General features: G+C 44.5%; 15 protein-coding genes. 6 read left to right on the top strand and 9 right to left on the bottom strand.

Translation table 11 applies throughout. The annotated features are described in order from the left end of the window. Positions 1-9 precede the first annotated feature (9 nt). From B4J50_RS08930 to B4J50_RS08915, 4 genes are all read right to left on the bottom strand, one after another. Positions 10-891 (bottom strand): ABC transporter permease, encoded by an 882-nt coding sequence (locus B4J50_RS08930; RefSeq protein WP_024821559.1) that lies wholly within the window; start codon positions 889-891, stop codon positions 10-12. Between the two features lie 19 nt (positions 892-910). After that, the gene (locus tag B4J50_RS08925) at positions 911-1837 is read right to left on the bottom strand and encodes an ABC transporter permease (RefSeq protein ID WP_286847549.1); all 927 of its coding nucleotides are present in this window, start codon (positions 1835-1837) and stop codon (positions 911-913) included. A gap of 252 nt (positions 1838-2089) precedes the next feature. Continuing rightward, positions 2090-3994, bottom strand: coding sequence for a DNA topoisomerase (ATP-hydrolyzing) subunit B (gyrB, locus tag B4J50_RS08920; RefSeq protein WP_024821561.1), 1905 nt, complete (start codon positions 3992-3994; stop codon positions 2090-2092). After that, positions 3991-4212: a hypothetical protein gene (locus B4J50_RS08915; protein WP_286847513.1), complete on the bottom strand. Its 222-nt coding sequence runs from the start codon at positions 4210-4212 to the stop codon at positions 3991-3993. Before B4J50_RS08915 ends, gyrB begins: the two co-directional genes overlap by 4 nt. A 97-nt stretch (positions 4213-4309) precedes the next feature. Between B4J50_RS08915 and B4J50_RS08910 the strand changes: the two genes are divergently transcribed. Further along, positions 4310-5203 carry a YitT family protein gene (locus B4J50_RS08910; RefSeq protein WP_245587076.1) on the top strand — a complete coding sequence of 298 codons (894 nt, stop codon included), beginning with the start codon at positions 4310-4312 and terminating at the stop codon, positions 5201-5203. Here the strand turns inward: B4J50_RS08910 and B4J50_RS08905 are convergent. Further along, positions 5198-8737: a UvrD-helicase domain-containing protein gene (locus B4J50_RS08905; RefSeq protein ID WP_286847511.1), complete on the bottom strand. Its 3540-nt coding sequence runs from the start codon at positions 8735-8737 to the stop codon at positions 5198-5200. The genes B4J50_RS08910 and B4J50_RS08905 overlap by 6 nt on opposite strands. Beyond that, a complete protein-coding gene (locus B4J50_RS08900; RefSeq protein ID WP_286847509.1) occupies positions 8724-11660 on the bottom strand; it encodes a PD-(D/E)XK nuclease family protein in 2937 nt (978 codons plus the stop codon). The genes B4J50_RS08905 and B4J50_RS08900 overlap by 14 nt, the downstream gene beginning before the upstream one ends. A 126-nt stretch (positions 11661-11786) precedes the next feature. Between B4J50_RS08900 and B4J50_RS08895 the strand changes: the two genes are divergently transcribed. The 4 genes from B4J50_RS08895 to B4J50_RS08880 all read left to right on the top strand — a co-directional run bounded on the left by B4J50_RS08895 (position 11787) and on the right by B4J50_RS08880 (position 14821). After that, positions 11787-11972 carry a hypothetical protein gene (locus B4J50_RS08895; protein ID WP_286847508.1) on the top strand — a complete coding sequence of 62 codons (186 nt, stop codon included), beginning with the start codon at positions 11787-11789 and terminating at the stop codon, positions 11970-11972. A gap of 21 nt (positions 11973-11993) precedes the next feature. Continuing rightward, positions 11994-12158, top strand: coding sequence for a hypothetical protein (locus B4J50_RS08890; protein ID WP_156923319.1), 165 nt, complete (start codon positions 11994-11996; stop codon positions 12156-12158). Positions 12159-12317: 159 nt separating this feature from the next. Next, positions 12318-12941 carry an HAD family hydrolase gene (locus B4J50_RS08885; protein WP_024821567.1) on the top strand — a complete coding sequence of 208 codons (624 nt, stop codon included), beginning with the start codon at positions 12318-12320 and terminating at the stop codon, positions 12939-12941. Between the two features lie 62 nt (positions 12942-13003). Beyond that, positions 13004-14821, top strand: coding sequence for a thioredoxin domain-containing protein (locus B4J50_RS08880; RefSeq protein ID WP_286847504.1), 1818 nt, complete (start codon positions 13004-13006; stop codon positions 14819-14821). Between the two features lie 87 nt (positions 14822-14908). Here the strand turns inward: B4J50_RS08880 and B4J50_RS08875 are convergent, their stop codons facing one another. After that, positions 14909-15517, bottom strand: coding sequence for a DedA family protein (locus B4J50_RS08875; RefSeq protein WP_024821569.1), 609 nt, complete (start codon positions 15515-15517; stop codon positions 14909-14911). Between the two features lies 1 nt (position 15518). Further along, a complete protein-coding gene (locus B4J50_RS08870) occupies positions 15519-16898 on the bottom strand; it encodes an MATE family efflux transporter (RefSeq protein ID WP_024821570.1) in 1380 nt (459 codons plus the stop codon). Between the two features lie 113 nt (positions 16899-17011). On the opposite strand from B4J50_RS08870, the gene B4J50_RS08865 reads away from it, so the two are divergent. Then, positions 17012-17692: a hypothetical protein gene (locus B4J50_RS08865; RefSeq protein ID WP_286847502.1), complete on the top strand. Its 681-nt coding sequence runs from the start codon at positions 17012-17014 to the stop codon at positions 17690-17692. 41 nt (positions 17693-17733) lie between these two features. Here B4J50_RS08865 and B4J50_RS08860 read toward each other — a convergent pair whose 3' ends face one another. After that, positions 17734-19377 (bottom strand): dipeptidase, encoded by a 1644-nt coding sequence (locus tag B4J50_RS08860; RefSeq protein WP_024821572.1) that lies wholly within the window; start codon positions 19375-19377, stop codon positions 17734-17736. Positions 19378-19495 lie beyond the last annotated feature (118 nt).

The following is a 19495-nucleotide window of genomic DNA, read 5'->3' as shown; positions in this document are numbered from 1 at the left end:
GTTTTTCCCCTACCTTTTCAACCGTACATCAAGAGCGTCGCGAAGACCATCACCTACGAAGTTAAAAGCGAGAACGGTGTACATAATCGCTAATCCGGGGAATATTGCCCACCACCATTGCCCAGTGGTCAAATATCGCTGGCCTTCAGATATCATAAGTCCCCAGCTTGGCGTAGGTGGTTGTGCGCCAAAGCCGAGGAAGGCCAAACCGGCTTCGGTAGTAATAACTCCGCCCATCCCCAATGTGGCCTGTACGATGATAGGAGCGATGGCATTGGGAAGAATGTGACGAAAAATGATTCTTGAAGTAGGCAATCCAAGGGCTTTTGTCGCCTCAACATATTCTCTTTCTCGAAGAGAAATAAACTGAGCTCTGGCTACACGGGCAATAGGAACCCATGAAACTATACCAATAGAGATAAAGATGACGATCATCCCAGGATTTTTAAAAACAGCTACGACGGCAAGAACGAAGAGGAAGAAGGGGAAAGCGAAGACGACGTTAATAAGCCATGAAATGATGTCATCTATATACCCGCCAAAATATCCTGCCAAGGCACCAAGAGTAACGCCTAAAAGGAGGGACACGATGGTAGCAAAAATTCCAATCTGCAACGATATTCTGGCCCCATAAATAATTCGGCTTAAAATGTCCCGCCCGTAAAGATCTGTGCCCATCCAGTGTTCTGCAGAAGGAGAGGCAAGTTTTGCTTTGATCCCTTCTGTCCAGACGAGCTGTTTAATAGGGTCATGAGGAGCTATGAGAGGCGCAAAAATAGCTACAATAAGCAAGCTGATAACCATAAAAAGGCCTATCATAGCCAACTTGTTGCGACGGAAACGAATCCAAGCCTCGTACCATAGGTTACCAGTAGTGATTTTTTCTGCCATAACTCTTTCTCCTGTCAGTTTAGTCGTAACGGATTCGTGGATCGAAGAAACCGTATGAAATGTCGACGATGAGGTTGGCGATGAGGAAGATGATCGCCATGAAGATAACGGTTCCACGAATCATGGGGAAATCCCTTGCTATAAGGGCATCTACAGAAAGTCGTCCAATGCCTGGCCATGCGAAGATTGTTTCTGTCAGAACAGCGCCAGAGAGAAGAGATGCTATTTGAGTTCCAATAATAGTGATGATAGGGATCATGGCATTTTTGAGGGCGTGTTTCATAATGACTATGTTTTTGCCTAACCCCTTAGCGCGGGCAGTTCGGATATAATCTTGACTGAGGACTTCAAGCATACAGGATCGGGTAAGCCTGGCTGTTAATGCGGCAGGCCGAATGCCTAATGTGATCATGGGAAGTATGAGATATTTTAAAGAGCCATCTCCATATCCCGCTCCAGGAATCCATCCAAGAGTATACGCAAAAACAAATAATAACAGGAGACCAATCCAGAATACTGGCGCGCTGACTCCTGCTATGGCAACAAACATAGCCGAGTAATCAAAAACAGAATATTGTTTTACTGCTGAGACAATACCGGCTAAAATGCCGATAGTAGTTCCTACAATAAGAGCTCCGACAGCTAATTTAGCAGTGGCCCCAAGGCGATTTACAATAGCATCGAACACTTTTTCGTTTGTTCGATAGGATGTTCCAAGGTCTCCTTTGCATACTTGAGAAATAAAGCGGACGTACTGGACGTGGAGCGGGAGATCAAGGCCTAAATCCGCTCGTATTTTTGCAAGGGTTTCTGGGTCGCCACGTTGCCCCATCATAATCATGGCGGGGTCTCCGGGCACTACATTAATGAGGAGAAAAACAGCAGTTATAACGCCCCACACAACAGGAATAGTGTAGAGAATTTTCCTCGTGATGTAAGAAAACACGATGATCATCCCTTTCTGTCGTTAAATGTGTTTCGAAAAATAACAGGTGAAGATTAAGTCAAGAATACACCCCCCCCAAAATGTAAGACTTGGAAAAATGATACACTATAAACTCTTTCAGAGAAAGAAGAGGTTGTTTTTACGGATAAAAAAATATAGAGAATATGGAAGTTTAATTTTTATAGAGTTATACAGAAGAGAATAAAGAACCCCCCTCAAAAAAGAGGGGGGTTGATGTTTTTTACAGATTTTTTAAACGTCGAGATTTCGAACTTCGTGGGCATTGGCAACAATAAAATCTCGCCGCGGTTCCACCTTATCGCCCATAAGAATGCTGAAGTATTCATCAGCTGCCATGGCATCTTCAACCTCGATGCGTTTGAGAACTCGATTTTGAGGGTCCATCGTGGTCTCCCATAGCTGTTCAGGATTCATTTCGCCCAAGCCCTTATAACGCTGTACGCCAACTCTTTTGGGGTCTGAGGAAGAATCCACAGTTTGACGTAGCTCTTTATCGCTAAAACAGTAGGTAACTTTTTTCCCCTGCTGAACGCGATAAAGGGGGGGCTGAGCCAAGTAGAGATGGCCTTTTTCTATAAGGTCTGGCATATAGCGGAAAAAGAAGGTGAGAAGCAATGTGCTTATATGGGCTCCGTCTACGTCAGCATCTGTCATGATAATAACCTTGTTGTATCGTAACTTTTCATAGTCAAAGTCATCACCAATGCCACAGCCTAATGCCTGTATGATAGTTCGGATCTCGTTGTTACTCAAAACTTTGTCAAAACGAGCTTTCTCCACGTTAAGTATTTTCCCACGCAATGGAAGGATGGCCTGGAAACTTCTGTCGCGTCCCTGTTTGGCACTGCCGCCTGCTGACTCTCCTTCGACGATGTAGACTTCACTGATGTGAGGATCTTTGCTGGAACAGTCTGCGAGCTTACCAGGAAGGTTCATGCCTGTCATAGCCGTTTTACGTACAAGCTCTCGGGCTTTCTTTGCTGCGGCCCGGGCTTGCCGAGCCTTCAGAGCCTTTTCTACAACAGGTTTAAGTACGTCCTCATGTTCTTCCATATATGTAAGAAGACCGTCGTAGACAATGGAATCAGTGATTCCTTTTATTTCACTATTCCCTAACTTTGTTTTAGTCTGCCCTTCAAATTGAGGGTCCGACATTTTTACTGAGATAACGCAAGTCAATCCTTCTTTTAAGTCTTCACCAGAAAGGTTTTCATCTTTTTCACGAAGCATTTTGGTTCTTCTTGCTACTTCATTAATGGCTCTGGTAAGAGCTGCTCTAAATCCAGAGACATGGGTTCCACCCTCAATAGTATGAATCATATTTGTGAAGGCATAGATTCTTTCCAAGTACCCATCATTATACTGAATACCTACTTCTACAGAGGCTCCATCTTTCTCCCCCTGGATAACAACAGGTTCTGGATGAAGAGGAGTTTTCCCCTTGTTAAGATATTCGATGAAGGTTTTGATGCCGCCTTCGTAGTGGAAGTCTATGGTTTTACCGGAACGGCGATCTTCAAGGGTTATGCGCAAACCGGGGTTCAAGAAAGCCATTTCCCGAAGACGTCCTGCTAGTACCTCACTGGAAAATCGTACTTCATCGAAAATAGTTGGATCAGGGTGAAAACATACCAGAGTCCCTCTTTTTGTAGTGGGGGTCCCTTCTGACAAATCTGTAACTGGTATCCCTTTCTCAAAGCGTTGCTTCCGTGCTACGTCATTTCGATATATGGTAATTTCAAGCCACTGAGACAGTGCGTTGACGACAGAAACGCCAACGCCATGAAGTCCTCCCGAAACTTTATACGCCTGGTTATCAAATTTCCCTCCAGCGTGAAGTACAGTAAGAACAACTTCCGATGCTGGACGACCGCTAGATGGGTGAGGATCTGTAGGTATTCCCCGTCCATTATCTTCAACCGAGACACTCTCATCCTCATAGATAATGACAGAGATCTTGTCGCAGTAACCGGCAATAGCTTCGTCTATGGAGTTGTCAACGACCTCGTACACGAGATGATGGAGGCCCCGAGGCCCCGTATCTCCAATGTACATGCCAGGGCGCTTGCGAACGGCTTGAAGGCCTTCCAGAACTTGTATGTCTTTGGCCGTGTACTGTTTGGCCGGTGTTGTCATATATGATCTCCTCCTTGGTACTTTTGCTTGAATTCCTGAGCACGACGTCTTGATTCTTTCGTGAAAGCGCGGTATCTTCTTGACAGAGTTTCAGGTTTAAAACCAGTAGCGGCAACTGATCCGTCTTTCAGATAGAGAGCTGTTTCGTCCCCATGACGTATTATGGCGACTATTTTTCCTGCCGAAATGATACCTTGTCCTTCGAGGGGAATAAACATGCTCTTACATCCTTTCTTTTCCTGTGGCTGCAACCTAAATATTATACCAAATATGGTAGAGTCTTGCTTTTGATAAGTTTTAAGGAGGAGCTCTTAATTGAAATTCTTTTCTTTGTTAAAAAAAACTCTTTTTCATCTCGGTTCTGCTCTTCGCTCAGAGTGGCAGACTTTTGCTGCTGTTATTGTGGGCAATGTTCTCATGGCCCTTGCAGTGGTTATTTTTATTATGCCTAATCGATTCCCTGACCTGGGAGTTTCAGGGCTTGCAGTACTCTCTAATTATGTATGGGGTATCTCACCATCCTGGGTTATTCTTATAGGCAATGCCATATTGATGCTCTGGGCCTGGCGAGAGCTCTCGCCTCGATTTGTAATTTGGACGTTGTTTTCAATTATTCTTTTTTCTTTTTTAATCAAAGTTTTTGAGTTTATTCCATTCCTTAATCTCAATGATAAATTTATGGCGGCAGTTGTTAGCGGGGTCATAAAGGGATTTGGGGCAGGCCTAATTCTTAGAATGGGGGCATCTACAGGAGGGCTCGACATACCGGGTATGGCCCTTCGTAAACGTTATGGCATAGAGATGGGGCAATTTTCCATATCGTGTAACTCCGTGATACTGCTTCTTTCCGCCTTTGTTGTGGGAATTCAGTCTACTATTTATGGCGTCGTTGCTCTCTATATATATGGGATCGTTCTCGACAATACGACCCGTTCCTTTGACAGGCGGAAGCAAGTGTTTGTTATTACGAATCATCCCCATGAAGTGTCAGGGTTTATTACGGGAAGCCTCCATCGGGGAGTAACTCTTCTTCATGGAGAGGGAGGGTTTTCTGGGAAGGAACGAATTGTCCTCTTGGCCCTTTTAGAGCCTCGACAAGTTGTGGCTCTAAAACGTTTCCTCGCAGAGAACGATCCCCATGCTTTTATGTCTATTAACGAGGCCTCCGAAGTAGTTGGGAAAGGATTCAAGAGCTGGAAGTCTCTATAGGCTGTAGCAACCGTATCTGGACGGCCATGAACATTCATGCTTGAAAGGGCATGGAGTGCAACGTCCAGGGAGAGGGGAAAAAGGCCCCGCTATCCCTCCTTTTGCCATGGTTTTGATAGCCTCCTCAAGTTCCTCCCATCCTTGAGGGTCGGGAGTATCCACTTTTTCTTCCTGCCCCTCTCGAAGATGCCATAAAGCAAGAGATATTCGAGAGGGCGCGAAGATCTTTTGAGCTGCGAGACCGTAAAAAAGAATTTGGTCGTTATAAAGATTTTCTGGCACTTTCGAAATAGTTGTAATTTTATAATCCCTTATGAAGAGGCAATCTCCTTCCTTCCAAAGAAGATCGATAGCTCCTCCCATTTGTGGCCCTTGTGGAATATGGAGTTGGAATGGGACCTCTTTCAGGACGGTGTCAGCATGTTTTTGAATTCTCTCTACAGTTGGGCTCTTTTGGAAAGTAGAAAGCCATGTATAGAGCTGATGAGGAACGCCTCTATGAAACCAGATGGGTCTAAGGTCCGAAGGTAGCTTTTCTCCGAATATCTGCCAGTTATTTTCGTTTGGGAAAAAAACTTCTATTGGTTCTTCTACAAAATTCCATTGCGAGAGAAGATAGTGAGCCAAGCTGCCAAGATCTGTTCCTCCTTCATCTCTTTCATCGCTGGGCTGTTCCCATACGAGCTCTTGCCCTTGCCTATGTTTTAAACGGAAAGCGTAGGGGCAATATCTATAAAGAGCAAAAGATGTTGCGCTTACTCTGCTAAGAAATAGACAGTTTTGCTCGGGGCATGGAACGGCTATGGGAGCATTCTCTTGTTCTTTCTCTTTGCCTTCATTAAAAGGTGAGGAGAGTGTCGGTAGGTCTTCTTCCTGTATAAAAGCAGCGATATCCCCCTCTTTTTTACAAAGCATTTCCAGCCAAGATCCTTCTTTAGGGATAAGCCCTTCTTTTTTGGATGGAAGAGCCCCGCAGAGGATAAGACTATCCCGGGCACGGGTACAGGCCACATAAAAGAGGCGTTGCCACTCTTCATATTCGTCTCGAGCTTCTAATAATTTGGCTAAAGACCAGGTAAGAGGACTTTTATCGTTTTCATTTCCCGGAATACGACTTAAAGCAATACCGAGTTTCTTAGAGGGGGTGAGGCTACTTTTTTCTCCACTATTGCTTGTTCGTTCCATTCCCATTAAAGCCAAAACAGGAAACTCCAATCCCTTGGATCCATGTACGGTCAAAACGCGAATAACGTCCTCTTTTTCTCCGGCAGAATCTGCTTCTTCTACTTTTTCCTGTCGTCGTACCGCTTCTCTCAGGTATGCGGCACATCCAGGAAGGCTTGTTCCTATAGATGACTCGAACTCTCGTGCGATGTCTACTGCTTTCCTCAAGTTGGCTGCTACTCTGCGTCTTTTCCATGCAGGAAAGACCAGAAGGGTTGCCCCTCTTTCTAGAAAAGAAGCGAGAACGGCTGATGGACCGAGGAGATGGGCTGTGAGTCTCCAATCTTTTATCATGAGGGCAAGTTCCGGGTATTCTTGACAAAAAGCATGAACTCGATAGCCGGCAGGATGTTGAGAAGCCAAGTTTCGAACATCCTCCAGGGAAAGGCCAGAAAAGGGGGAAGATAAAAATCCCATGAGATCTGCTTCACTCTCAGGATTATCTAGAAAATTCAGCAAAGCTATGAGGTCTTGAATTTCGCTTCTAGAAAAGTAGCTGGTACTGCCTTCCAAATATATAGGAATATGAAATTCCTCAAAGAATACTTTCTCTAATAGAGGGAACCATATGGAGCGAGAAGGTACAAGAATTGCCATATCGCTCCATTGTACAGGGCGTTGTTTTTGTTCTTTCTTGTCCCAGATTGTCTGTTTTTTGTGATGATAGGAGAAAAGTGTATGAGCAAGCCTTCGCGTTTGGCGGAGTCGTACATCATCGATGGACTCTTGTTTCTCTCCTGCTTCTATAAATAACAGAAGGGGGTCAACGGTACATTGTTGCCGTTCTTCATGGAACTCAAGGTGTCGGGGCACCTTTAAGGGGTCGTAAGGAAGGGGAAGCTCTTCTCCTAACCCTTTCTTCCAAAGGAGGGCGAAAAGACTGTTTACTCCCTGAACAAGGTTTTCTCGGCTTCTAAAACTGGTATCTAAAACTATATAACGCCCTTCTCCGCTTTGAGCTCGACGAATATAGGAGCCGAAGAGGGTAAGATCTGCATGGCGGAAGCGGTAAATAGATTGTTTAAGGTCTCCTACAATAAAAAGGCGTTGGTTTTCCTGGCAAACTTCCTGAATGAGCTGGTCTTGAAGGGGATTTGTGTCTTGAAATTCGTCGACTAGAATTTCCTTAAATCGAGAAGCATAGTGGGGACTATTTCCCAAGGCTTCTATTGCATAACGAATCATATCATCAAAGGAGAGTCGGTTTTTCCTGTGCCGAAAAATGTCCCATCCTTTCCAGAAAAGAGCGGATATTTGCATAATATATCGTCTGTAAACGTGTTCGTTTTCTCCTATCCCTTTGCTATAAGCCTCAAGCCAAGGTTCATCTTTTTTCAGACGATCTCTGTAGCTTCGCACTGGTTCTCCTAAATGTTCCGCAATTTCATCACTTAGTTTGCCAGAAGCTCCCTTAAGGCAGAGAATTAATGATTCTATGAATGTGGGCAGATTTTCATCTAAGGGACAGGTATTCCAATCTCTCTCGAGAGATTCTATTCGTTGGCTCAGGGTCTTACTTGACCTTCCTAGTTCCGTTAAAGAATAGAAAAGCCCTTCTTGCGGCTTAAGGAATTTATTCCATTCATCCCTCCATCGCTGAAAGATAACAGGTTTAAGGGATTGAAGTAGGGATGCGTCTCGATCTGCGAGTTCATTGCCCCAAGTCCATATATCTTCTGGCGATAGTCCTTGGCTTGCGAAAAGAGCCAGGCAGCTTTGAGCCGTTCCGACTATAGCTGATGGGCCAAAATTGTTGACGCAGCTCATAAAAAGAGGATCGTCCAGAAGCTCTTTGACTTTTGCGTACCACTCTTTGGGAAGCTGTCGTTGGAACCAGTGTTTATCCCAGAGATCCAGGGCTTTCTCCCCCTCATCCCAGAACAAAACCTCTTGTGGAGGTGCTACTATATTCGATTCGGGGTCAAGAGTTGTTGAGAGCCCGCTTTCTTTAAGGACTCGCATTGAGAATGCGTGAATAGTGGAGATATATGCTTCATCAATTCTCTGAGCAGCTTCTAAAAAGATCTTTTTATACGAAGGTATTTTTTTGGAAAGGTCCAAGAGCAAGCTTCTAATCCGTTCAGACATTTCGGTCGCTGCTTTTTCAGTAAAAGTTAAAGTAAGAATTTCATCTACTTTGGCTCGACCTGTGGCGATAGCCCAAATGAAGCGCCAAGCCAAGGTCCATGTTTTACCAGTACCAGCACCTGCGCTTACAACCACGAGGGGGTCGTCAGCGGTAATAGCCTGAAATTGTCCTAGCTCTGTTTGAGATCTAAGGAAGGTTTCAAGGTGGTTATTCTTCGTCATTTTCTTCTCCTCGTCCTGATAGTTCTGAGCGTCGGCATAGTTGTGCAAGAGAGCAATATCGGCAGACATCTGAATTATAGCGAGGAGGATATTGTGTGGAGATAAGGCTTTGTGCCATCTCCTTCAATCCTTGTTTAGCTTCGTTCATAGTCCTTTGTAACCCCATGTTATCCCGCCCGTTTTTTACCCCCACTATACATTGAAGGTCGCCGGAAGAAATATAGCCAGTAAGAGTGCAATCCTCATGACATATATAGATAGTTCCACTAATCTCCTGTATTGGCGCCGGCAAGACTCCTTCTCCTTCAAGAAGAGCTAGCCCATATGCTGCAAGTTGCAAGCTTTTATTTCGCCCATTACTTTTCCCAAGTTTATAATCGAAGATGAGAATCCGTCCATCTCGTAAATATTCAATACGATCCGCACGTCCCGTGAAGGGGACTCCTCCTATGGTGAGTACGGGGAGATCTTTTTCACGATACTGTTGCTGTCGCAATTCAGCAAGCCCGGCCTCTTCTATAGATTGCTGAATTTCAGCCATAGAGAGGCATTGAGAAAGGAGGTTTTCTCGATATCGCACCAGATATGATGACTCTAAAAGTTGTGGGTAACTCTTCTGAAGAGCTTGTTCCCAAAAAGAAGGGACAAGATATGGAAGAGGTTCTTTTCCTTTTAGATAGACGTTCCAAACTTTATCCCAGAGAGTGTGGAGGGCGGACCCAATATTTCGCGGGTCAGCTCCGAAGGAGGCAGGCCCTTTTATGTCGAACAAAGTTGTACAGGAGAAACGGAACGGGCAATTTATGTAATCATCAAGTTTGCTGAGTTGCCCATGGAGAGGCTGGGGTGCAATATGATGATCAACAGGAAGTTGCCGCTTAGCCCCCTGAAAAGGGTATGCATTCTCTCGGATCTCTACCTTTTCTATAATAAAATCATCCTCTCCTGGCAAAAGTTTGCTGAGAGAACGTTCTAAAGGATCTATGTCTTGAGGTAGCGTTATCCATCCATCTAGAAGAGCATTGCCCATAAAAGGGGTCACCGGTAAGGGGCGTCCTGAGGAGTCGGCTGCAGGAGAGCTTATAATAACAGCTTCTTCTCCACAGGCGAGTAACCGACGAAAAAGTCCCTCTCGTTGTTGCCGTTTTTCTTTGAGAAGGGGGAGATGTCCCCTCTCTGTTTCGGTGATTTCGTGAAGTATTGCTTTGCGGTGATCTGGGAGAAGGGGGGACTCACTGAGCTTTCCAGGCCAAACTGCAGCAGTAAGGCCTGGCATGATCCATAGAGACCGTTGGGTCAGGACAGGTGGAGTTCCTACATAAAGAGCAAGTGCTCCTTTTACAGATGGGGGAAGCCATATGGTAGCTACAGATGCCCAATGACACAAAAATGTCATAGCATGTCCGTTAGAGAGAGTATCTTGCCCTGCTGGACCGATTCTGTTCTCCACTTCTGCAAGGTTTTCTATTTTATGTTCTGTTTCTCGTAAAGCCGCATTGAGCCGGCGAAGAGCTTCATCGAGTTCGGGATGATTTATGGCCCATTCAGAGAGTTCTGGTCCCCACGAAGGAGCATCTGTTGCCAAAGAATAGAGAGCTTGCAATAAGTCGGAAGGCGTTCCTCCAGTTCGGAGCTTCTTTACAAAAGAGACCATTTTTTTAAAGGATCCCACTCCTCTTTCGGGAGCTTTTTGCTGGAGAAAATAGTTCCATCCCTCCTCGCTAAGAGAGAAAATATCTGGTGGAGGAGGAGTTTGTAGTTCTTTCCCGGCTAAACAGGGTTCTCTGAGGAGAGACCATGTCTTTTCAAGAGGCCACCACTCTTCACCCACTTCCCATATTCGTTGAGCCAGATCCCAAAGAGGAGTTTGATCCACAGTAAGCCCTTCATTAACGCTGTAGGGGATGCGGTAACGTTTTAATACTTCCTCTGTTAAAGAGAGGGAACTTCTTTCTATAAGCACGCCTGTTGAATCCCAAGAAGGAGCCTTCCTTTCAGGGGCAGCTACAGAAAAATATCCCTTTTGATTGTGCCAAAGCACCATCTCTCTTGCCAAAACCTCAATTTCCATTCGAGGAGATCCGGCAGTTACTCGAATGCAGCCTGTCGTTTGAGAAGAAGGCGTTGATTCAAGGGTACCCCAAGGGAATTGATCTATTGTTGTGTATAGGTTTTTTATTCCGGTGGTGGGAGAAAATATTGAGACATGGCCACCAATGTTCATTATCTCTGATAGAAGTACCTTCTGGCTTGAGCTGAAGCTGAGAAATCCTACAAAAAGAAAGTTCTGTTTTTCTATCCATTCTTGAGATATATTTCCGCCTTTTTCGAGAAGTTCAAGAGTGACAAGAGGTACTTGTGCACTATCCATAAGATTATAGGCAGAAAGATAGCGTACATATTGGTGATAAAGAAGACAGAGAACCCCTTCCCCACTCTTTTCGAGAGGACAGGAAGTGGGTGTACACCTTGAACATCCAAGAGAAAGGCCGAGGGTTTCAGGTTGAATAGCCTCTCTGAGGAGTTCTCGACAATGAGCTCCTAATATAGAAGCGAAGCCTGGTTGACGCACCCCCGGCGGTAATGGTGAATTTTCAGGGCATCCCTCAAGATATTCCTTCAATATATGACGAATAATAAGCCAATGATCTGGAGGGTCTATTTGACGGCGAGGCTCTACTCGAATGCCTTTTTGGTGAAGGACTCTAACTATATTTTGTGTGAGGTCTTCCCATCGCCATATGGCTGGCTGAGAGTGTCCCCAAGCTCCTTGGGGCAGTAGAATGTCTTGTAAAAGTTTTTTATCGCGGCTTGTGGGGACGAAGAAAACCTTTGATGTTGCATCCAGACTTTTGGGGGAACGAAGCTCCTTTTCCAGTTCAGAAATATGACGATATAAAACAACCCTGGGTTGTGTTCCCACAAGAAATCCCTCCTACAGCAAATATAATACGATAGTTTTATTTTACCCTAATATTCAGCTTCCTCTAGTAACAAGAAGGCGGTTTGAGATATACTTTACATAAAGTGTAAGAGAAGGAGGGATAAAATGAAAAGAATTATTTTTTCTATGATTATTTTGGGAAGCCTTTTTCTCGGAGCATTTGCCGGAGCCTGGGCGGAAACAGAAAAGGAGAAGAGGCTCACGTTGGTCATTTCGGCGCCGGCTCTCGAATATATGAAAACTCTTCCAGCACCCCTCTATTTAGATTGGGGATATTACAGGGGAGCTTGAGGGGAGGAGGAATCGGCTCTCGTGAAGAGTCGAGAACCCAGGGATCCTGAATCTTTTATAGAAATTTCCAACGATCAGATGAGCTTGTTTGTCAGAAAAAATATGAAATTTCAAAACGATGTAGTTTCTATAGAGTATTTTGAGTATATAGGGAAAAAAGTGTTGATTTGCCGTTCCGTTTTCTAAGCACATCGAATGATGTAGAAGAAGTAGAAGAATGTGTTGATAAAAGCAGGGGAAGCTACAGACACTATGGCTTTCTTTGCTTTTTTTATTTACTTGGGGTACGATTCTTTAAACTATAAACTATATGTATAAAGGTAGTTTCATTGAGGTGGTATGAACGTGGTGAAAGCGGTTGTTTTCGATTTTGATATGACATTGGCTGATAGTAGCTATGCGATTACAGAATGCACGAATCGTTTAGCAGAAGAGCAAGGGTTGAGACCTGTTACGAGGGAAGAGGTACTTAAAACTATAGGGATGCCTATTCGGGATGGATGGCTTTTTCTTTGGGGACGTTTCGAAGAAGATTGGCTTGTTCGATATCGAGGATTTTTTGTAGAGCAGGAGTACGCAGGAATTCGAGTTTTCCCAGGTACTGTTCCTCTTTTAAAATCTCTCCAGAAAAAAGGGATAAAACTTGCTGTAGCCTCGAATCGTCAGAATGCTCGACCTGTAGTGGAATCGCAGAGACTTGAAGGTTTTTTTGAGTATATTATCGGTATTCAGGATGTTGAGAACCCCAAGCCAGCTCCCGATATCCTATATAAGAGCATGGAGCTTCTCAAAACTGATCCAGAAGAGATTTTTTATGTAGGAGATACAGATTTGGATATGATGACTTCTGTAGCTGCAGGGGTTCGAGGTTTAGGGCTTTCGACGGGGAATTTTTCTAGAGAAGAATTGCAAGCTTCCGGAGCTTGGAAGACTTTTGAAAAAATAGAAGATATCCTTACCTTGTTTTAAGGCGTTGCCCTTGACGCCCTAATCTTTCCATTTGCGGCAGTAGTTTTATCTGAGGTGATTATATGGGTAGAAAAGCAAATAGACTCATAAAAGAGAAGAGTCCTTATTTACTTCAGCATGCCTACAATCCTGTAGATTGGTATCCTTGGGGGAAAGAAGCCTTTGAAAAAGCAAAGGCGGAAAATAAACCTATTTTTTTAAGTATTGGATACTCTACCTGCCATTGGTGCCATGTAATGGAGCGGGAAAGTTTCAATGACGACGAAGTCGCTCTTCTTCTTAATGATGCATGTGTCTGTATAAAAGTAGATAGGGAGGAACGTCCCGATATTGACAATGCGTGTATGGCTGTGAGCCTTATTATGAACGGTAGTGGCGGCTGGCCTCTCAATCTTTTCCTCACGCCAGAAGGAAAACCTTTCTTTGCCACTTCGTATGTTCCTAAAAGGACGATAAAAAATATTCCGGGACTTGTAGAGATGGTTCCCCGTGTTAAGTGGTTATGGCTTATGAAACAGCAAGAAGTCCTTCGTTCAGCCGATAGTATTATTGAGGCGTTGGAAAAAAGCCATGTGGAGAGCAGAGGAGCATGCCCAGGGCAGAAAACTGTTATGGAAGCCTATAAAGAGCTTCGGCAGCGTTTTGACCCCCTAGGGGGCGGTTTTTTTGATGCCCCCAAGTTTCCCACTCCTCACATTATTTTGTTTTTGCTTGAGTACAGCAAGATTTTTGGGGAGAAGGAAGTTTTTGAGATGGTTCAGAAAACCCTGGACCGCATGGCTATGGGAGGGATTCATGATCATATTGGGGGTGGCTTTTCCCGATATGCTACTGATCGGGAATGGAGAGCCCCTCATTTTGAGAAGATGCTTTATGACCAAGCTTTGCTTATGGTTGCCTATACGTCAGCATGGGAATTAATGGGACAAGATTCTTACACGAAAGTAGTGCAGGACATTGCTACTTATGTTTTGCGCGATATGAGAGATTCAGGTGGTGCTTTTTATACGGGAGAGGACGCAGATAGCGAAGGGCTGGAGGGTCGTTTCTACCTTTGGACAGAAGATGAAATTCGACAGGTCATGCCGGCATCTGAAGCGAATCTTTTTATTCGGGCATATGGCATACAGCGTAAGGGGAATATATACCAGCAAATGACAGGGAGTCGTCTAGGACAAAATGTTCTTTATATGCCCCTCTCTTTCCCTGAGCTTGCAGAAGACGTGGATATGGATTTGGAAGAGATAGAGAAACAGTTGGCGATAGCTCGTGCGAAACTTTTTGATATGAGGAATGAACGGGTTCGCCCTCATAGGGATGAAAAAATTCTTACAGACTGGAATGGATTGATGATCGCCGCGTTAGCCTATGCTGGTCGGGTTTTTGAGGAGCCTCGATATGTTGAGGAAGCCAAGAGGGCGGCGGATTTCCTTTTAGCGAAAGCTGTCTCTTCTGATGGCTGTGTGGTTCATCGCATCGTTCAGGGAGAGGGAGGAGTAGAAGGATTCCTTTCAGATTATTCTTTCTTGATCTGGGGGTTGTTAGAGCTAGAGGAGGCCACTGGGAATACAACGTATGGGAAGAAGGCTCGCTGGCTTCTAGATGAGACGAATCGACGTTTTTTTGATGAGGAGCATGGTGGCTATTTCATGTCTCAGCGTAAAGAAAGCCTGCTTTTTTTCAATCCTAAAGATATAGAAGATGGCGCTACAATTTCGGGGAACTCCGTGGCAGTGATGAATCTTCTCCGTTTCCACCGTCGTGAAGGTAATAAGGATTTCCTTAAACGTGCACGGCGGACTGGGGATTTTTGTGGAAGTCAGATAGAACAGAATCCAGCTATGTTTACACACTTCCTTACTGCAGCGATGTTCCTTTAAGGTGCGAAAGAACAGCCTCCTATTAGAGTAGCCCCAAAAAGTTGAACAGAAGGTCCAACATTTGGAGGCACGATTGGGGGCTGTTCCTTATTTTGTCTTCCCTTTTTTCCGCATGTAAAGTACGTAGATTACAGCGAGAACAGTGCAAAAAATAGTGGCCCCTATAGTAACAGAGTGAAGATATTGTCCTACTAACTCTTTGTTATTTCCAACCCAGTATCCTACTAAAGCTAGAATAGTAACCCACAGCCCAGAACCTAATGCTGTAAAGAAGCAGAAGGGGAGGAGGGGCATTCGAGAAAGTCCTGCGGGGAGAGATATATATTGGCGTATTCCTGGAAGAAGTCTTCCTATTAATGTGCTGATATGTCCGTGATGAGCAAAAAATTGATCAGCTTTATCAAGTGTATCTTTGCTGATAAAAAAGTATCGTCCGTATTTTTCAAAAAAAGGCCGGCCGAAACGGAGAGAAATCCAGTAGTTGAAAAGAGCGCCTAAAATACTTCCTATAATGCCAGAAAGAACAACAAGCCATAGGTTCATTTCTCCAATCGAAGCGAGGTATCCAGCAGGAGGGACCACGACTTCGCTAGGAAAAGGGAAAAAAGAAGATTCCAAAAACATGAGGCAAATAATACCTGTATAGCCGAGACGTCCAATAGTTTGTACAAGCCACGTTACTATGAAATCCACGATCTTATTCTCCTTTATGACACGATGTCTTATTATGGTTGGTATAGCAATATTCAAGCTGTTTTACTTCTTTTATGTAGAGAAACAGCGTTATTATAGCGGCAAAAATGTCGGAGAGGGGAAAAGCAATCCATATTCCTTGAAGGCCTCTTAACAAGGGAAGGATGAGGACAAGCGGAACGAGGAGCAGTACTTGTCTAAGCATGGATAACAGAAGAGAAGGGCGGGCTTTGCCTATAGCCTGAAAAAGACCGGACGCCATGACTTGAAAACCTATTAAAGGAAAGCCTAAAGACATAAAACGAGAAGCTTTAATGCCAATGCGGAGAACGTCTGTATGGGATGTAAAAGGCGAAAGAAGCATTCCGGGGGCCCAAAACATAAAGGTTGCTGCGATGGAGCAAATTATAGTGGAGATTAGAATTGTCAACTTCATTGTGGCTGTCACGCGATAAAAAAGACGAGCTCCGTAATTATATCCAACAATGGGAAGAAGTCCTTGAACAAGGCCGAAAATAGGCATAAGGGCAAATTGGGTTATACGGGAAAGAATGCCGGCAGCGGCAATAGCCGCATCGTTCCCCCATAGAGCTAACTGGCGATTAATGACGATAAGAGAAAGGCTGGCTGCTCCTTGGCGAACAAAGGCAGCAAAACCTATTAGAACCATTTCATGAAGAATTGACGGATAGGGTCTGAGGTGGATAAGATTAAAGCGGACTTCACTTTTTCTAAAAAAATAATACCATGCCAACCATAAGGCCGAGGAAGCTTGAGCTATAATTGTCGCTATAGCCGCACCTTTGACTCCCATTTTTAAAGTAAATATAAAAATAGGGTCAAGTACAATGTTAATACCAGCAGATATAAGCATGGTCCCCATGGCAAAACGGGCGTTGCCTTCCGCTCTTACAGTATTATTGCAAGCGATGGAAAAGGCAAAGAAGATAGATCCTAAAAACAATATTCTCATATATGTCGAAGCAAAAGGTAGTATTGCGTCAGTAGCGCCAAAAAGACGAAGAATGGGGATTAAATAAGTGTTCCCAAGGATTGCAAGCAAAGAACTGGAAATTATAGAGGCTCCTATAAGATTTCCAAGAGTTCTTTCTGCTTTTTCTCTGTTCCTCTCTCCGAGACTTCGTGAGATAATAGAGGCGCCTCCCACTCCAATAATTTGAGCTGTGGCTATAATAATCATTTGTATTGGAAAGGCTACAGAAACTCCGGCAATGGCCAGCATCCCTACTCCCTGCCCCAGGAAAATAGCATCTACCACATTGTAAAGTGCTTGAGCTATCATGCCTACTATGGCGGGTAGGGAAAGTCTTGAAATTAATTGGAGAACAGGTTCTTTTTCCAGAAAAGATGATTTATGCGGCATAATGGTTCCTCGTTCATTTTTTTTAAGTATATCAAACTCGTAAGAAAGCGGTTGAGAGAGTGGAGTGATTGAGATATCGTTGTTCGGATTTTCTTGTAGGAGGAGGGATGATAATGTTGGAATCTCTTCCATATTGGAATGTGAATCTCGATATGGATGTGGTCTCTTGGTTGCCTTTAGGCATAGACTATCGTCCCATATCAGTGAACTATATGTACAGTGGCGAACTTGTAACTTTGGCGAACCTTTCTTTGGCTCTACAAAGTGAGTTGTTTTATGTATCGAGCCCACGTCTCGGTTTTGCGGGGCCTTTTCTGCGAGATCGGATGATTATTCCTGGACGGGGGAAAGGGTTATCTTTTGGGTTTACTGCAGTGTTTGGATACTCCGAGCTTATGGAAGATTTAGTAGCTCGTGAAACAGAAAAAAGTCGCGGTATAAGGGCCGGTATGTCTCTCTGTAATTTTTGGAACCGCGCCATGCTTTTAGGGAGTTTTAAATCTATTGTACTGACCAGTGTAACTCCTTTCTTTGATGATGAAGATTTTTTGTCTCATTTTATGAAGGCGATGATGGAAGTAAAAGGGGACCCTAATTTGGGTTTTTTTGCCGAACAGTTTGGGTATCGTCGTTTTTCTATCCCTTATGAGACAGATGATCCTCTAAAATTAGAGATCAGCCGTTTACTCTATGAAATGGAGTTTGATGAAACGAGAGAGGCTGTGGGACCTTCTCCTGAAGTTGCTTTCCCTTTGCCATTGAATTACATAGTTCGTTTAGCCCAAGGAAAATAAGAGGCTGCCGTTACGGCAGCCTCTTATCATTTCTAAAGTTCTTATTTCTTAGGCTCAGCTTCATCCTTGCTGAATCCAACTGTTTCAAGCCACTCTGTTGGGTATCCAGGAGCTTCCTGTTTCCCGTCAGGGGTTGTGACATAGCCGTCAGAATATTTCCCTACCAGTGTCCAGCCGAGCTTCCACCAGCCGTCCACAACGTTGTTTATAGTTTCGTTAGTATACTTGGTGAGATATTCTTTGGCTTTCGCTGGATTCTCCTTATAGAGCGCCAGCGCTTTTTCCTCGATCTGAGGCTGCATCATAAAGAACTCGTCTTCATAGGATTTCTGCGCAGCTTTAATATCTTCTATCATACGATCATATCTCAAGTCGGCCCAGTTAGAAACAAAGTTGAAGGCCCAGTAGGCAGAATCAGGATCAAATTCGGCTCGTTTGCCCTCGGAAACGCTCTTGGGCAGACTTGTCACGCCGGCATAAATAGGCATATAGACTGTGGAGTGAGGTGCATCTTCACCAAACCAGAGTACGCCGCCAACGGCTTCTGGCATCCAGTCTCGTGCCTGTGCTACAAAGCTATAGGAGCAGCGGAAAATGGAGATAGCCCGAGTCCAGTCTACGTTCTTCATGTTTTCAGGACGAACTGATTTGGGCGTAGGATAACGATTGGGATTCCCAAAGGGCCCTGCAGCCATCCCCTTCGTGAGATCAAAGCGAGTGCCTTCATAATGGTCTCGGTTCACGGCCATGAGGTCTCTCGGAGAGAGCTTTTTGTCGGGTTTAACCATAAGAGGATACATCTCAGCTGCATTTTCTGCCAGTTTGAGGGATGGAGCAAGGAGTCTCATAACGCCCCATTCGCGGCGCTGCTGATAATAAGGGGTCCCGTAGGGTTCAGGATTATATATCTTATGGAAGACGAATTTTTCTCCCTCTTTCCACCAGCCCATCTCTTTGGCAAAGTCTTTAATGTTCTTGGAGTACATAAAGTTATCTTTGTCGTCCCATTTGATTTCTCCGATGCGAGAGCGGTTCGCTGCCATGGCGAAGCAGTCATCTGGAACACGCTGAGCGACCCATACGGCGCCAGGTTTGCCACTTTCAGGAGTCCAGAGAGGACCAGGGCCACAAATATCGAACATCCAAGCTTCGTCTTTATCTGCAATGGTCAGCGTTTCGCCACCATCACCATATCCGTATTTCTCTGCGAGCTCGCCCATAACCTGGATGGCTTCACGGGCGGTTTTAGCTCTCTGAAGAGCGAAAACTTCTAGCTGTTCAATCATGAACCAGCCTTTATCACAATAGTTTTCGTCTCGGCCACTCCATGTATCCTCGCCTATAATGAGAGAATGTTCGTTCATAAAAGGATACCCTACATGGAAATAGGTATACGTCTCTTTAGCCTGAGGAATTTCCCCAACCTTTACAAGAGGCTTATCGGGGCGAGTCCCGTGACAAATTTCTTTATAGACAGGGGTCATTTCCCCTTCTTTATGGGTACCACCAGGAATAATCTGAACCCGGTTATCGTACCAGCCATCACACGTATGGGTGACCATAACGGAACCGTCAGTAGAAGCTTTTTTCCCCACCAGAATGGTTGTACAGGCAGAAGCCATTGTCCCAGCGAGGAAAACAACGAGAGAAGCGAGAGTTAGTGCCTTGAGCATCTTAGAATTCATTTACAAATTCCCTCCTTTTTAGTACACCTTGCAGTCAAAACCAGCTCATTTCCTGACCTACATCCCTAAAATTCTATTCCTCAGCTCTTAGTGTCACCCCCTCCTGTTAATCGTAAAA

The organism is Aminobacterium sp. UBA4908, assembly GCF_002398115.1.
Classification (GTDB): domain Bacteria; phylum Synergistota; class Synergistia; order Synergistales; family Aminobacteriaceae; genus Aminobacterium; species Aminobacterium mobile.
This window is presented reverse-complemented; position numbering and strand designations above follow the sequence as displayed.

Coding starts and splice junctions, on each gene's coding strand:
- B4J50_RS08870 (WP_024821570.1), bottom strand. CDS start 16,898: ATGCCGCATAAATCATCTTTTCTGGAAAAAGAACCTGTTCTCCAATTA.
- B4J50_RS08915 (WP_286847513.1), bottom strand. CDS start 4,212: ATGTTTATTCCCCTCGAAGGACAAGGTATCATTTCGGCAGGAAAAATA.
- gyrB (WP_024821561.1), bottom strand. CDS start 3,994: ATGACAACACCGGCCAAACAGTACACGGCCAAAGACATACAAGTTCTG.
- B4J50_RS08880 (WP_286847504.1), top strand. CDS start 13,004: ATGGGTAGAAAAGCAAATAGACTCATAAAAGAGAAGAGTCCTTATTTA.
- B4J50_RS08895 (WP_286847508.1), top strand. CDS start 11,787: ATGAAAAGAATTATTTTTTCTATGATTATTTTGGGAAGCCTTTTTCTC.
- B4J50_RS08860 (WP_024821572.1), bottom strand. CDS start 19,377: ATGAATTCTAAGATGCTCAAGGCACTAACTCTCGCTTCTCTCGTTGTT.
- B4J50_RS08905 (WP_286847511.1), bottom strand. CDS start 8,737: ATGACGAAGAATAACCACCTTGAAACCTTCCTTAGATCTCAAACAGAG.
- B4J50_RS08865 (WP_286847502.1), top strand. CDS start 17,012: ATGTTGGAATCTCTTCCATATTGGAATGTGAATCTCGATATGGATGTG.
- B4J50_RS08930 (WP_024821559.1), bottom strand. CDS start 891: ATGGCAGAAAAAATCACTACTGGTAACCTATGGTACGAGGCTTGGATT.